Origin of the sequence: Nocardioides speluncae, from assembly GCF_003121585.1 — a bacterium.
GTDB lineage: Bacteria > Actinomycetota > Actinomycetes > Propionibacteriales > Nocardioidaceae > Nocardioides > Nocardioides speluncae.
The window spans coordinates 251,084-265,329 of the sequence record NZ_QEOO01000011.1; the positions used below are offsets into that span (position 1 = coordinate 251,084).

Genomic DNA, 14,246 nt, shown 5'->3' on the forward strand with positions numbered 1-14,246 from the left:
CCGGCCAGTAGCGGTCAGTGACCAAGATTGTCCCCAGACGGCCGATTCGGATGGGTCCATCAGGCGGAACCGCCGGGATCGATCGTCTAGTCTCCTCGCCATGACCGCCACTGAGCCCACGACTGCGAGCCGCCGGATCGATGTGTACGACGGCCTCCGGGGCATCGCGGTCGTGCTGGTCGTGCTGTCCCACGGCTGGACCGTGTGGCCCTCGACCGAGATCGACGAGCGCGACTGGCTGCACCCGTGGTTCGTCAGCGGCAACTACGCCGTCTCCATCTTCTTCGCGGTCGGCGCCTTCCTCGCCACCCGCAGCCTGATCAAGCGGCACGAGGAGCGCGGGACCGTGCGGTTCGGCGTGGAGTTCCTGCGCCGGTTCCTGCGAATCAGCGCCCAGGTCTGGCTGCTGCTGATCGCGGTCGCGGTGGTCACCGGGCTGGAGTCCGAGATCACCTACCGGGGCAAGGAGACCGGCACCTCGTTGTTCCGGATCGCCACCTATACCTGGAACTGGTACCTCCAGGACCACGCCGTCGTGGCCCGCCCCGACCTCGGCCACCTGTGGTACCTCTCGGTCGACATGCAGGTGTTCGTGCTGATCCTGCTCGCGGTCTGCATCCTGCGCCGGTGGCCGGTGGCGCTGCTGATCACGCTCGCGGCCCTGCTCGCGGCCTGCCTCGCCTGGCGGGCACACGTCTACGAGACTGAGGGCATCTACCAGGCGCTGCTGCGGACCACGGTGCGCGCCGACGCGCCGCTCGCGGGCGCGGTGGGCGCGGCCGCGATGCCGTTCCTGAGCAAACTGGCACCGGCTGGCAAGTGGCTGGCCGGGCTGGCGGCGATAGCGCTCGCACCGCTGGTCTATCTGATCGCCGACCCGGTCGGCGCCGCCGAGCCGGGGCGCAACTTCTTCGGCGTGCCCGGCGTGGCACTGACGCTGGCGCTGATGACGTTCATGGTCGGGTTCACGCTGCGGCCCGACAACCGACCTGTGGGCGTCGTGCTCGGCTCACCGCCGCTGGCGTTCCTCGGCCGGCACTCGCTCGCCCTGTTCCTGTGGCACTACCCGATCTTCTGGTACGTCTCCCGGCACTCCGACGGCTGGAGCTGGCAGGAGCGGACCCTCGTCGGCCTGGCCGCGACCGCGGTGATCGCCTTCGCCGGCGAGCTGATCGCGGAGCGGCCGATGCAGCGCTACCTGAGCTCGCCGGACTGGCGTGAGGTGGAGAGTGCCGGCCTTGCGCCGTACCTCGCCAAGCGGCTCCGCGGCGGGTCCGGCCGGCGCGAGCCCGCCGTACCGCTCGGCAAGCACAACGACGACCGGAGCCGCACCAACTCGGGTGGCGGCTCCGGCGACAGGTCAGGCGACGACGACTAGCGCTACTTGCGCTTGCGGAGCTTGTGGACCTTGGCGAGCATCTTGTTGACGCGCTCGTCGGAGATGCCGAGCCTGCGCTTGACCCGGTCGTACATGTCCAGGGCGTTCCGGTCGGCCCAGATCGCGGCCTTCTTCGCGCTGCTCTCGGTCGGCCGGGCCTGGTAGTTGGTCGAGCGCCGGACCGCCTTCTCCTCCTCGGTGAAGTAGTAGAGCGCCATCGAGCGGCGGGCTACGTCATCGGGGCAGGTCAGCGCATCCGGGTGACCGTGGAAGCTGTCGAAGCTGGTGGTGAACACCAGCATCCGGTTGCCGGCCGGGGTCACCTTGTCCTGGCACGCGGTCATGTCGGCGTCCCAGAGCTCGAGCTTGCCGCCCCACTCATCAAGCCACTCCTCGTTGAGGTAGAGCAGGATGTTCACCCGGCGCGCCCAGTTCTTGTGAACGTGGTGGGTGGTGAAGTCGGCGTGGATGTTGAGGTGGCCGCCGTTCAGCGTCTGGTGCAGGCCGCCGCCGTCCATCGTCCAGTCCGGGATCAGGTCCTCGATGCCGGTCAGCTTGACCAGGAACTCCACGAACTCCGGCGAGACGAACTCCTTGGCCACCGCGGTCAGCGTGGTCCCCCAGGTGTCCGGCTGGGTGTTGGCGTACTTGGTCTCGTTGACGTGCAAGTACCCCTTCCAGAACTCGTCCTTGATCCCTGGAAACTCCGCCGCGGCCTTGGCGAATGCGTCCGGGTGAAGTACGTCGTCCAGCACGATGTGCGGGAACGGATTCGCCTTGGCGTAGTCGTTCGCCTTGCGGTCGAGGTCCTCGGTGAGGTGCGCGAAGTTGATGAGGCTGGTGCTCTGCATGGCGGGAATGATGCCACGCGTGGCCAGAATTTCCAGGGGGTCCCACTTTTGTTACTCACCGGTTAGACTCCCGTCTGACCATCCGCCGGGAGGGAACGTCGTGGAGGGCGACACGGATGGCCGCAGTGAAAGAGGGAGATCGACCACATGCACCTTGGTGGCCTTGACGCAGCGCGCGCGCTGCAAGCAACGGAGACCCAGACCAGCCCCCGCGTCGGCGTACTCGTCGTCGCCTACAACGCGTCCGGAACCCTCGCGCAGACCCTGCAGCGGCTGCCGGGATCGTTCACCGAGTCCGTCGACCACATCCTGGTGTGCGACGACGCGAGCTCCGACGACACCTACCAGGTCGGCATGGACTTCAAGAACGGCTGCGCCTGGCCGCTGACTGTGGTCCGGCACGAGAAGAACCTCGGGTACGGCGGCAACCAGAAGGCCGGCTACGAGTGGGCCATCTCGCACGGCCTGGACGTTGTGGTGCTGCTGCACGGCGACGGCCAGTACGCCCCCGAGCACATCGAGGACCTGGTCGCGCCGCTGGTCTCCGGCGACGCGGACGCGGTGTTCGGCTCCCGGATGCTGGAGCCGGGCGGCGCCCGCCGGGGCGGGATGCCGATGTACAAGCTGGTCGGCAACCGGATCCTGACCCGCTTCCAGAACCGGCTCACCGGGCTCGACCTCAGCGAGTGGCACAGCGGCTACCGGGCCTACCGGGTCGACGCGCTCGCCGACCTCCCGCTCGCGTCGTACTCTGATGACTTCGACTTCGACACCGAGATCATCCTCGGCCTGCACGCTGCGGGCCGGAAGATCACCGAGGTGCCGATCCCGACCTACTACGGCGATGAGATCTGCTACGTGAACGGTATGAAGTACGCCAAGGACGTCACCCTCGACGTTCTCCGCTACCGGATGCGCGACGTCGGCTTCGGCGAGGGCTCGACCGGTGTCGACACCGAGGCCTACGAGCTGAAGCCGTCCGATCACTCCTCGCACGGCGTCCTGCTGCGCTGGCTGCGCGCTGTCGCGCCCGCCGCGGTCCTCGACGTCGGCTGCTCGGACGGGCAGTTCGCCGCGCTGGTCCGTGACCTCGGACACCGGGTCACCGGCGTCGACCTTGTCAAGCACGAAGGCATCGCCGACCGGGTGGACGCCTTCGTCGAGGCCGACCTCAACGACGGCCTGCCCGCGGAGTCCGGCGGCGGATACCGCGTGGTGGTGGCCGGCGACGTGCTGGAGCACGTGATCGACCCCGAGCAGCTGCTCACCGACATCACCGGACGGCTCAGCGAGAGCGGCGAGGTGTTTGTCTCGATTCCGAACTTCGCGCACTGGTACCCCCGTGCGCGTGTCGTAGCCGGTCGCTTCGACTACGATCAGCGCGGTCTGCTCGACCAAGGGCATGTCCGCTTCTTCACCCGGCGCAGCTTCGAGAAGCTCGTCGAGAAGTGCGGGCTGCAGATCGTGGAGCGGACCACGGTCGGCTCGCCGTTCGACATCGTCGAGCGCGGCACCGCCAACGCCACCGTGGGCAAGGCTGCCCGCGGAGCCGCGAAGGCGGACCGGGCAGCGACGCGAGCCTGGCCGACCCTGTTCGGTTACCAGTTCCTGTATCGACTGAAGCGGGTGTGAGGCAGGCTCACTCCGCGAGGAGTGTGCTGACGGTGCGGCCATCGCAAGCGGAGACCGACGCGAGCGAGGACACCGCACCGGAGCCTGACCAGCCGGACGGTCCGGAGCCGGTCAAGACGACAAGCCGGTACGACGCCAACCAGCGCCGCCGGCGGTTGTGGGCGACGGCCACCGGGCTCACCGTCGGCGGCCTTGCGTACTTCCTGACGCTGCTCGACTACAGCACCAAGCTCACCCGTACGGCGAACTCGCTGGGCTACGCCTCCAACTTCTTCGACTTCCAGGGCCGGGCGTTCCTGGAAGGCCGGCTCGACGTACCCCGCGGCAGCCTGGGCATCGAGGGCTTCATCATCGGCGAGAAGGAGTACATGTACTTCCCGCCGTTCCCGTCGATCATCCGGCTGCCGGTGCTGATGACCACCCACGAGTTCGACGGCAAGCTGACCCTGCTCTCGATGGGGCTGGCGTTCGTGCTGCTGGCGGTGATGACCAGCCGGCTGGTCTGGCTGGTGCGGGACTGCATGTGCGGCGACGCCGAGGTCACCCGCTACGAGGCGGTCTCGGTAGCAGTCTTCCTCGCGCTCGCGACCGGCGGCTCGGTGCTCACCTACAACGCCTCGCTCCCCTGGGTCTACCACGAGGTGTACGCCTGGGCGGTACCGCTCGTGATCGGCGCGATGTACTGGATGATCCGGGTGCAGCGGGAGCCGAGCCGGTGGACGATCGGCTGGCTGGCGGCGTTCTCGCTGTGCGCGATCATGACCCGTACGACGGGCGGCTGGGCGGTCTGCCTGGCCACCATCGGCCTCGGTGCGTGGGTGCTGCTCCGCCGGCCGCCCGCCCATCAGCGGCCGCTGTGCTGGGGCGTGATCGCCGCGGGCGCCGTACCCCTGCTGGCCGGCGTCGCCTACAACTGGGTCAAGTTCCAGCACCCCTACCTGTTCCCGCTCGAGGACCAGGTGTGGACCCAGGTCAACACGCACCGGCGGGAGGCGCTGGACGCCAACGGCGGCACCATCACCGGCCCGCAGTTCTTCTCGACCGCGTGGACGTCGTATTTCCGGCCGGACGGCATCCGGTTCGTCGACTACTTCCCCTGGATCACGCTGCCGGCCGAGCCGGTGAAGCCGGTCGGCGGGGCGTTCATCGACCAGAGCTACCGCACCGGCAGCGTGCCGGCGTTCATGCCCGGGCTGTTCCTGCTGACCTGTGCCGCGCTGCCCGCGCTGCTCGGGCGCCGCCTCCACCACGAGATCCGGATGCTCCGGGCACCGTTCGTCGCCGGTCTGCTGGTCACCGGCGGGGTGATGGCCTACGGCTACTTCGCCTACCGCTACACCTGCGAGTTCGTGCCGATGCTGGTGATAGGCGGGGCAATCGGTCAGACCGCGGTGACCGCCTGGCTGGACTCACACCGCTGGCTGTTGAAGAGCGTCGGGCTGGCGGTGCTCGCCGCGCTGACCGGGTTCTCGATCGCGGCGAACATGCTCACCGGCTACACCGCCTCCGCCCTCACCCGCGGCGGCGCCTCGCTCGAGCGCTACCTCGAGGTGCAGGAGAAGCTGAGCGGTCCCGAACAGCTGGACCTGGTCCGCAAGACCGACTCCTACCCGACCGGCGGCAAGACCGACGAGATCCGCATCGTCGGCGACTGCGACGAGCTGTACCTCAACACCGGCGACACCTACGAGCCCTGGAAGCTCATCCAGCGCCGAGGCACCGTGGTCACGGTCACCGTCGACCCGGAGGTGAAGCCGAAGCGGGTCCCGCTGATCGAGGTCAACACCGAGCTGAAGCGGACCGTGTGGCTCGACACCAACCGCCGGCACCAGGCCCGGATCGTGATCCGGTCCGAGCGTGGCCTGCAGCGCGGCCAGTGGTTCACGGTGCCGCCGCCGTACCAGCTCAGCGTGGGCGTGCTGGACAAGCCAGAGCTGGGCCACGCCGAGGTGCAGTCCACACCCGGCGGCTTCGTCGGCTACGTCCGCACCTTCGACTGGGACTCCAACTGGGTCGCCCAGCCGACCACGATCGAGATCGTCGAGTCCGGTCGGCAGCAGGCCCTCAAGGCCGGCATCTCCATCAAGCGCGGGGTCGGCCTGGCGCCCGCACTCTGCACCCGGCTCCAGGCCGCCACCGCCGACAGTGACCAGTAGATGACATATTCCAAGGGCTCGCGCGCTGCGCGCCGCCCATCACGCACGCTGGCGGCGTTGCCGTCGCTCGACGGGCCGCCGGCCCGCCTTCGTTCCGGCGCCTTGCCAGCGCACGCGCTGAACGACGCTCGCATGCGCGACCCCTTGGAATATGTCATCTAGGCCGTCGCGGCCCGGCCCGCTCGACATCGCCATCCTCAGCTGGCGAGACACCACCCACCCGGACGGCGGTGGCTCGGAGGTGTTCGTCGAGGAGGTCGCGCGCGAGCTAGTACGGCGCGGTCACCGGGTCACGCTGCGGTGCGCCGCCCACGGCGACGCGCCCGCGGAGCAGGACCTGGACGGCGTGCGGCTGATGCGTCGTGGCGCTCGGCTGACGGTCTACCCGCGCAGCCTGCTCTGGGTGGCCCGGCACCGGCGCCGGTACGACGTGGTCCTCGACGTCATCAACGGCATCCCGTTCGGTACGCCGCTGGTCCGGCGCCGCGGCCTGGTCGGTCTGGTGCACCACGTCCACCAGCGGCAGTGGCAGATCATCTACCCCGGCTTCTGGGGCAGGGTCGGCTGGTTCGTCGAGAGCCGGCTGACTCCCCTGCTCTACCGACGGGTCCCGTTCCTCACGGTGTCGGAAGCGTCGGCGACCGACCTGGCCCGGCTCGGTACCCCGGCGGCAGCGATCACGGTCGCCCGCAACGGCCTGGCGGTGGCGCCGGCCGCAGTCCCCCGCTCGGCGTCGCCCCGGCTGTGCGTGCTCGCACGGCTTGTGCCCCACAAGCAGATCGAGCACGCGCTCGCGGTCGTCGAGCGGCTCCGGCCGGAGTTCCCGGACCTACGCCTCGACATCGTCGGCGAGGGCTGGTGGCACGACCGCCTGCAGGCGGACGCCGAGCAGCGCGGGGTCGAGAAGTCTGTGACCTTCCACGGCCGGGTCTCCGACGCCGAGCGGGACCGGCTGCTCGCCGAGGCGTGGCTGGCGCTGCTGCCGTCGGCGAAGGAGGGCTGGGGACTCGCCGTACTGGAGGCGGCCGCGCAGGGCACGCCGACCGTCGCCTACCGGGACGCCGGCGGCGTCGCCGAGTCGATCGTCGACGGTAGGACCGGCATCCTCGCCGAGAACGAGGACGACCTGGTGGCGGTGACCCGGCAGCTGTTGTCCGACGCGGAACTGCGCGAGCGCATGGGCACGGAAGCCGTCGCGTGGTCGCGACGGTTCACGTGGGAGGCGACGACCGACGTCGTCGAAGAGGTTCTACGGTCGAGCTGAGCGGCTCAGCCGGCTCAGTTGTCGCCGTACGTCAGGACCGGCTTGTCGGCCGGGTTGGTGTCAGGAGCGCGCGTCTGCGACCACGTCAGCGTGAACACGACGAGGAACGCGAGAAGTCCGCCGACGAGTGGCGGCAGGACCATCTTCAGAAACGTAGGCACGTTAAAATTCCCTCTCCCTGGCAACGGCGGCCAGCATAACACCACAAGTTACCGGCGGGTGCTGTTAGCACGCCGGATTCGGGACAGCGCTCCAGCACAGAGGACGGCGAGCGCGGCCAGGTCGCCGAGGACCACCAGCACCACCCGGCGTGTCGGCTGCTCGCGGCTCTCGATGTCGTCGCCAGGCACCTTGTAGAGGCGGACGTCCGGGTCGTCGACGACCAGGCTCAGGCCCGACAGGTCGAGCGCGTCGGTGTCCGGGTCGTCGCGGTAGACCAGCACCCAGCCGACGCCGTACTCCGGCAGCACCTCGGCCGGCCGCCCCCGCTCCAGCGCCCGGCCCAGCTCGGTGGTCCGCCGGCTCTCGCCGCGAATCACCCGGTTCCCGACGGCCAGTTCGGCGGAGGTGAGCACGGTGCGGTCGAACCACCGGATCGCCGGGTCCGAGGACACCTCGCCGTTGGCCCAGGTGAAGTGGCGGTACGAGCGCCACGGCAGCGTCGCCACGGCGGTGTCGTCCTCGCTCGACGACAGCTCCGCCGACGCCTGCTCCAGTCCCTCGGGGAAGCTCACCGGCCCCACCGTGGTCCAAGTGCGCGACGTGGCGTCCGGGAGAAGCAGGACCGGGAGCGCGAGCAGCGGCAGGGCGGCACTGATCGCCACCTCCGCACCGTGCCGGCGGACCCGTTCCAGCAGCAGCTCGGTGACCACGCCCAGCGCCGCGGCGACCAGGATGCAGGCCGGCGCCAGGAACTTCTGTGCGTCCCGCAGCAGGCCGGCACCCGGCACCTCCACCACCAGCCAGCGCATCGCCTCACTCCCCCACGGCGTCGCGCTCAGCAGGGCGATCGCCAGGCCGCCGGCGGCGATCGCCGCACCCCGGACCAGGTCACCTCTCCCCCACAGCCGGGCCAGCCGCGGCACCGCCAGCGCCACGACCGCAACCACGACGACCGCGGTTAGTACGCCGAGCCAGGTCTCGCGGCTGGCGGGCACGCTGCGGGTGTCCCAGATGCCGCCCAGCCCGAGCACGGAGACGACAAACCCGCCCGGCGTGTCGCCGTGGGCGGCGAAGGCGTCGACGCCGGCCGGGTCGGCGGCGTCCATCCCCGAGCCGGTCAAGGCCGGCACCAGCCAGGGCAGCTGCAGCACCGCCAGCAGCGCGACCATCCGGACGACCCGCCGGCCGCGGGACCAGGCGAAGCCGGCGGCGGTCACGACCGCGAGCAGGCCACCGGTCGGCGTCAGCGAGGCCAGTGCCGTCCACAGCACGACCGTGGCGAGATCCCGGCGATCGCCGTCGCGGCGCCAACGGATGGCGGCGGCCGCGATCCAGGGCAGCGCGGCGTACCCGAGGAGCAGCGCCCACTGCCCGAGCGTCAGCCGCTCCACGACGTACGGGTTCCACACCGCGAAGCCACCGGCTGCCAGTCGCGCGGCCGTCCCGCAGTCACGCAGCAGCCGGTGCACGCCCCAGCCCGCCGCGGCCAGCACCAGCGGCAGCACCGCCCGGGCGAGGATGCCGCCGTCGACGACCGCTGTCAGCGCCGCCAGTACCGCGTCCAGCGGTACGGCGCGCGGCGGCGCGTCGTCCAGCCCGAGAACCGCCGGCGTCCAGGCATGCCGCGGCAGGAACACCAGGTCCCGGGCGATGGGGTACCCGCGGCCGCCGTACAGCGGAGCCACCAGCACGACAGCCAGCAGCAGCGGCCAGGCATCCAGCAGGAGCGCGCGCAGCCGCGCCGGTGTGATCACGCTCATTGTGGTCACCACCGTAAGGGCGACGTTGTTCAGTTCGGGCGACCACATCGGAAAGTTGCCGGGATCGACTCGTCTAGGCTGGCCCGATGCCGTCGCCGACCACCTTCGAGGAGGCGTTCGCGCACGCCGACGCGATCCCCGGCTGGCTCACCCGGGACCAGGCCGCCGAGCTGTTCCGGCTGGCCGCGGCGGTTCCGCCCGGCGGCACGATCGTGGAGATCGGCACCCACCTCGGCCGGTCCGCGGTGGTCCTCGGCCTGGCCGCCCGGCCGGGAGTCAAGGTCGTCGCGGTCGACCCGTTCCTGCCGGACTGGCGGTACGGGCGGGCGGACAGCCAGGCGCTGCTGCGCGAGAACCTCGCGAAGGCCGGTGTCGCCGGGCGGGTCGAGGTTCACGCCGTGACGAGCGAGGCCGCCCGCGCGACCTGGTCCGGGCCGGTCAACCTGGTGTACGTCGACGGTGGCCACTCCTACTGGGCCTGCCGGGACGACCTCGGCTGGGCGAGCTGGGTCCCGGCCGACGGCCACGTCCTGGTCCACGACGCGTTCTCGTCACTCGGGGTGACCACCGCGCTGCTGCGGCACGTGCTGCCCTCCTCCGCGCTGCGGTACGCCGGCCGCACCGGCTCGCTGGCCACACTGGTCGTCGGCCGCCCGGCCTTCCGGGATCGGGCGCGGTTCATCGGCCAGCTCCCGTGGTGGCTGCGCAACCTGGTGGTCAAGGTGCTCCTCCGGCTCCGGCTGCGCCCGCTGGCCGCCGTGCTCGGCCACCGTGGGCAGGCCGATCCCTACTGAGTCGACGTCCCGATTCCTACTGGCCGGTCACCACACGGTTAGTGGTTGGCTTCCTGTGAAAGACTCCCGGGCGTGACCATGCCGACGCTCAAGGTTCCGGCCTACTTCCGCAGCAGCGGATCCATCGCCGTCGCGATGGCCGTCATGAGCGTCGCGACCTACGGGTTCACGATGATCGCGGCCCGGATCCTCGGCACCCGCACCTTCGGCGCCTTCGCCAGTTTGATGGCGACGCTGCTGGTGATCGGCGTACTCCAGCTCGGGCTGCAGACCACCGCCGCCCGCCGGATCTCGGCGGACCCGGAGCATGTCGAGCAGATCGAGCGGATCATCCTGCGGGTCACCTACCGAGCCTCGCTCGCACTCGGCGCCGTACTCCTGCTGCTGACGCCGGTCATCAACTGGGTGCTCCGGCTGGACAGCCTGGCGACTGCCGCCATGGTCGGCATCACCTCGATCCCGGTGACGATCATGGGCGGCCAGGCGGGCATCCTGCAGGGCGAGCGCCGCTGGTGGCCGCTGGCGGTCCTGTACGTCGCCAACGGCGTCCCGCGGCTGGTCCTCGGCACCGCAATGATCCTGTGGCGGCCCACCGAGTTCTCCGCGATGGTCGGCGTCGCCCTGGGGGCGATCGCCCCCGTGTTGGTCGGCGCCTACGCGCTGCGCCGCGACCGCCCCGAGGGCCGGCGCAGCGACATCCACGGCGCCCGCGCGGTGATCAAGGAGACGCTGCACAACTCCCAGGCGCTACTCGCCTTCCTGGCGCTGTCCAGCGTCGACGTGATCGTGGCTCGCAACGTGCTCCCCGAGCACGAGGCCGGCCTCTACGCAGGCGGCCTGATCATGACCAAGGCCGTGCTGTTCCTGCCACAGTTCGTGGTGATCGTGGCCTTCCCGTCGATGTCGACACCACGAGAACGACGCCGCGCACTGACCCGCAGCCTGGCCATGGTGGCCGGGCTCGGCGTCGCCAGCACCCTCGGCGCCTGGGTGCTCTCCGGGCTCGCGCTCACCTTCGTCGGCGGCGAGGAGTACGCCTCGATCGAGGAGAAGCTGTGGCTGTTCGCGGTGCTCGGCACCGTGCTCGCCATGCTGCAGCTACTCGTGTACGCCGTCCTCGCGCGCCAAGGCCAGCGCTCGGTCTACTTCGTCTGGATGACGCTCATCGCACTGATCATCGGCGGCCTCCAGGCAAACTCACTCGAGGCCCTGCTGATCTGGGTAACCCTCATCGACGCCGCCCTCTTCGCCATCCTCCTCGGCCTCAGCCTCTGGATCGTCAAAGAACCCCTCCCCGAGCCAGAGAAGACCTCCGTCTGACGACCGACGACGGCGCGGGCATCTGGTTGGCCGCGCCGGGTGGGCCCCGAGTGGGCGCCGGGCGGCGTCAAAGGGCTTGGCCGCGGCGCCCGCAGCGGCGCGGGACCACAGCGAACGCCGTCCGGGCGACGCGCCGCCCCAGCGCCCGGCGGCCGCTCGGGACCGCAGGGCGCGGTCAACCCCCGCGACTAGTGAGCCGCCTCATGCCAACTGTGCCCCGTGCCCACCGACACATCCAGCGGCACCGTGAGCTCCGCAGCACCACCCATCTGCTCGCGCACCAGCGCCTCCAGAGCATCCCGCTCCCCCGGCGCCACCTCGAACACGAGCTCGTCGTGGACCTGCAGCAGCATCCGTGACTTCAGGCCCTGCTCGGCGAGGGCCTTGTCGACGCCGAGCATGGCGACCTTGATGATGTCGGCGGCCGAGCCCTGGATCGGCGCGTTCAAGGCCATCCGCTCGGCCATCTGCTGGCGCTGCCGGTTGGTGCTGGTGAGGTCGGGCAGGTAGCGGCGGCGGTCCAGGATGGTGGCGGTGTAGCCGGCCATCGTGGCCTCCTTGACGATGCCGCGCAGGTAGTCGCGGACCCCGCCGAAGGTCTCGAAGTACTCGTCCATCAGCCCGCGCGCCTCGTCGGGGGTGATCCGGAGCTGCTGGGAGAGGCCGAAGGCGGACAGGCCGTAGGCCAGGCCGTAGTTCATCGCCTTGATCTTGGCCCGCATCTCGACGCTCACGTCGGCGGCGTCGACGCCGAACACCCGGGCCGCGGTGATCGAGTGGAAGTCCTGGCCGGACCGGAACGCCTCGATCAGCGCCTCGTCCTTGGACAGGTGGGCCATGATCCGCATCTCGATCTGGCTGTAGTCGGCGGTCATCAGGCAGTCGAAGCCGTCGCCGACCACGAACGCCTGCCGGATCCGGCGGCCCTCCTCGGTGCGGACCGGGATGTTCTGCAGGTTGGGGTCGGTGCTGGACAGCCGGCCGGTGGCCGCGATCAGCTGGTTGAAAGTGGTGTGGATCCGGCCGTCGGACGCCACGGTCTTCAGCAGCCCCTCCACGGTCTGCCGCAGCCGGCTGACGTCGCGGTGGCGCAGCAGGTGGAGCAGGAACGGGTGCTCGGTCTTCTCGAACAGCCCCTGCAGGGCGTCGGCGTCGGTGGTGTAGCCGGTCTTGGTGCGCTTGGTCTTCGGCATCTCCAGCTCGTCAAACAGCACCGTTTGCAGCTGCTTCGGCGAGCCGAGGTTGATCTCCTTGCCGATCACCGCGAACGCGTCCTCTGCGGCCCGCTTCACCTCGCCGGCGAACTCCGACTCCAGCCCCTGCAGCAGGTCGAGGTCGACCGCGATCCCGGTCTGCTCCATCGCCGCGAGCCGGTCGACCAGCGGCAGCTCCACGGTCGCCAGCAGCTCGCTGCCGCCGTGCTCGGCGACCTGGACGTCGAGCGCCTCCGCCAGGTCGAGTACGGCGCGCGCGTGCAGCATCGCGGTGTCGCTCTCGGCGGTATCCCCAGGCTCGTCGAAAAGGCCGGGCTGCCCGTCCGCGGCAGCGGCGGCGGCCGCCTGGGTCAGCTCGCGCTTGAGATAGCGCAGGGTCAGGTCGGACAGGTCGAACGAGCGCTGGTCGGGCCGCACCAGGTACGCCGCGAGGGCGGTGTCGCTGGTCAGACCGGCCACCGGCCAGCCGCGGGCGGCCAGCGCGAGCATCGGACCCTTCGCATCGTGCATGACCTTCGCGGCGCTCGCGTCGGCGAACCAGGCCGCCAGCGCGGCGTCGTCCTCCGGCGTGACCGTGCTGGCGTCGATCCAGGCGGCGGTGTCGTCGGCGGCTGCCAATCCCAGCGCCCGGACATCACCGGACCCGGCTCGCCAGCTGCCCTGCACCTGGACGCCGACCCGGCCGCCGGGCGTCCGTCCGTGGGCGTAGAGCCAGTCGGCCACCTCGCCCGGGCCGAGCCGAACCGAGTTGAGGTCGAAGCCGCTGTCGTCGATCTCCTCCTCCGACTCCAGCTCCTCGAACAGCCGCTCCCGCAGCACCCGGAACTCCAGGCCGTCGAAGAGCGTGTGCACCTCCTGGCGGTCCCACGGGTTGCGGATCAGCTCCGTCGGCGTGGCCGGCAGCGCCAGGTCGCGGACCAGCGCGTTGAGCTGGCGGTTGCGGATGACGTCGCCGAGGTGCTCGCGGAGGCTGTCGCCGGCCTTGCCCTTGATCTCGTCGGCGTGATGGACGACGTTGTCGAGACCGTCGTACTGGACGATCCACTTGGCCGCCGTCTTCGGACCCACTCCGGGCACGCCCGGCAGGTTGTCCGAGGACTCGCCGACCAGCGCGGCCAGCTCGGGGTAGCGGGCCGGCGGGATGCCGTACTTCGCCTCGACCGCCTCCGGAGTCATCCGGGTCAGCTCGCTCACGCCGCGGATCGGGTAGAGCACCGTGGTGACGTCACTGACCAGCTGGAACGCGTCGCGGTCGCCGGAGATGATGAGCACCTCGAACCCGGCCGCGACCGCCTGGGTGGTCAGGGTCGCGATGATGTCGTCGGCCTCGTAGCCGTCGAGCTCCATGTGGGGGATCCGGAGCGCGTCCAGCACCTCCTGGATCAGCGGCACCTGACCGCGGAACTCCGGACGCGACTCGCTGCGGTTCGCTTTGTACTCGGCGTACTGCTCGGAGCGGAACGTCTGCCGTGACTTGTCGAAGGCCACCGCGACATGGGTCGGCGCCTCGTCGCGCAGCACGTTGATCAGCATCGAGGTGAAGCCGTAGACCGCATTGGTGTGCTGGCCGGTGGTGGTCGAGAAGTTCTCGACGGGCAGCGCGAAGAAGGCGCGGTAGGCGACGGAGTGTCCGTCGAGCAGCATCAGTCGCGGACGAGCGGTGGTTTCGGTCGTGACACCGGTCTCAGGTTCAGGCACCCTGCGACTCTAGCCGT

General features: G+C 70.3%; 10 protein-coding genes. 6 read left to right on the plus strand and 4 right to left on the minus strand.

Going from position 1 to position 14,246, the window contains the following annotated elements:
* Positions 1–100 precede the first annotated feature (100 nt).
* A complete protein-coding gene (locus DDV73_RS06085) occupies positions 101–1,378 on the plus strand; it encodes an acyltransferase family protein (RefSeq protein ID WP_109506322.1) in 1,278 nt (425 codons plus the stop codon).
* Between the two features lie 2 nt (positions 1,379–1,380).
* Here the strand turns inward: DDV73_RS06085 and DDV73_RS06090 are convergent, their stop codons facing one another.
* Complete coding sequence (locus tag DDV73_RS06090) at positions 1,381–2,229, minus strand: 2OG-Fe(II) oxygenase (protein WP_109506323.1); 849 nt, start codon at positions 2,227–2,229, stop codon at positions 1,381–1,383.
* Positions 2,230–2,376: 147 nt separating this feature from the next.
* Here DDV73_RS06090 and DDV73_RS06095 point away from each other — a divergent pair, with 147 nt between their 5' ends.
* The 3 genes from DDV73_RS06095 (at position 2,377) to DDV73_RS06105 (ending at position 7,281) form a co-directional block, all read left to right on the plus strand.
* Positions 2,377–3,861, plus strand: a complete 1,485-nt coding sequence (locus DDV73_RS06095; protein WP_109506324.1) for a bifunctional glycosyltransferase/class I SAM-dependent methyltransferase — start codon at positions 2,377–2,379, stop codon at positions 3,859–3,861.
* Positions 3,862–3,893: 32 nt separating this feature from the next.
* Positions 3,894–6,017, plus strand: coding sequence for a hypothetical protein (locus DDV73_RS06100; protein ID WP_154402624.1), 2,124 nt, complete (start codon positions 3,894–3,896; stop codon positions 6,015–6,017).
* A gap of 151 nt (positions 6,018–6,168) precedes the next feature.
* Positions 6,169–7,281 carry a glycosyltransferase family 4 protein gene (locus DDV73_RS06105; RefSeq protein ID WP_109506326.1) on the plus strand — a complete coding sequence of 371 codons (1,113 nt, stop codon included), beginning with the start codon at positions 6,169–6,171 and terminating at the stop codon, positions 7,279–7,281.
* 14 nt (positions 7,282–7,295) lie between these two features.
* Here DDV73_RS06105 and DDV73_RS27755 read toward each other — a convergent pair whose 3' ends face one another.
* Both DDV73_RS27755 and DDV73_RS06110 read right to left on the minus strand, forming a co-directional pair.
* A complete protein-coding gene (locus DDV73_RS27755) occupies positions 7,296–7,442 on the minus strand; it encodes a hypothetical protein (protein ID WP_154402625.1) in 147 nt (48 codons plus the stop codon).
* A gap of 48 nt (positions 7,443–7,490) precedes the next feature.
* Complete coding sequence (locus DDV73_RS06110; protein WP_154402626.1) at positions 7,491–9,203, minus strand: MmpA family trehalose lipid delivery protein; 1,713 nt, start codon at positions 9,201–9,203, stop codon at positions 7,491–7,493.
* Between the two features lie 86 nt (positions 9,204–9,289).
* Here DDV73_RS06110 and DDV73_RS06115 point away from each other — a divergent pair, with 86 nt between their 5' ends.
* Both DDV73_RS06115 and DDV73_RS06120 read left to right on the plus strand, forming a co-directional pair.
* On the plus strand, positions 9,290–9,997 hold the full coding sequence (locus DDV73_RS06115) for a class I SAM-dependent methyltransferase (RefSeq protein WP_109506328.1): 708 nt from the start codon (positions 9,290–9,292) through the stop codon (positions 9,995–9,997).
* Positions 9,998–10,075: 78 nt separating this feature from the next.
* A complete protein-coding gene (locus DDV73_RS06120) occupies positions 10,076–11,317 on the plus strand; it encodes a lipopolysaccharide biosynthesis protein (RefSeq protein ID WP_109506419.1) in 1,242 nt (413 codons plus the stop codon).
* 188 nt (positions 11,318–11,505) lie between these two features.
* On the opposite strand, the gene polA is transcribed toward DDV73_RS06120, so the two are convergent.
* Positions 11,506–14,175, minus strand: coding sequence for a DNA polymerase I (polA, locus tag DDV73_RS06125; RefSeq protein WP_109506329.1), 2,670 nt, complete (start codon positions 14,173–14,175; stop codon positions 11,506–11,508).
* Positions 14,176–14,246 lie beyond the last annotated feature (71 nt).

What these genes read in the sequence shown, in the direction of transcription:
- polA (WP_109506329.1), bottom strand. Translation starts at nt 14,175, where the DNA reads ATGCTGCTCGACGGACACTCCGTCGCCTACCGCGCCTTCTTCGCGCTG.
- DDV73_RS06095 (WP_109506324.1), top strand. Translation starts at nt 2,377, where the DNA reads ATGCACCTTGGTGGCCTTGACGCAGCGCGCGCGCTGCAAGCAACGGAG.
- DDV73_RS06090 (WP_109506323.1), bottom strand. Translation starts at nt 2,229, where the DNA reads ATGCAGAGCACCAGCCTCATCAACTTCGCGCACCTCACCGAGGACCTC.
- DDV73_RS06115 (WP_109506328.1), top strand. Translation starts at nt 9,290, where the DNA reads ATGCCGTCGCCGACCACCTTCGAGGAGGCGTTCGCGCACGCCGACGCG.
- DDV73_RS06085 (WP_109506322.1), top strand. Translation starts at nt 101, where the DNA reads ATGACCGCCACTGAGCCCACGACTGCGAGCCGCCGGATCGATGTGTAC.
- DDV73_RS06120 (WP_109506419.1), top strand. Translation starts at nt 10,076, where the DNA reads ATGCCGACGCTCAAGGTTCCGGCCTACTTCCGCAGCAGCGGATCCATC.
- DDV73_RS06110 (WP_154402626.1), bottom strand. Translation starts at nt 9,203, where the DNA reads ATGAGCGTGATCACACCGGCGCGGCTGCGCGCGCTCCTGCTGGATGCC.
- DDV73_RS06105 (WP_109506326.1), top strand. Translation starts at nt 6,169, where the DNA reads ATGTCATCTAGGCCGTCGCGGCCCGGCCCGCTCGACATCGCCATCCTC.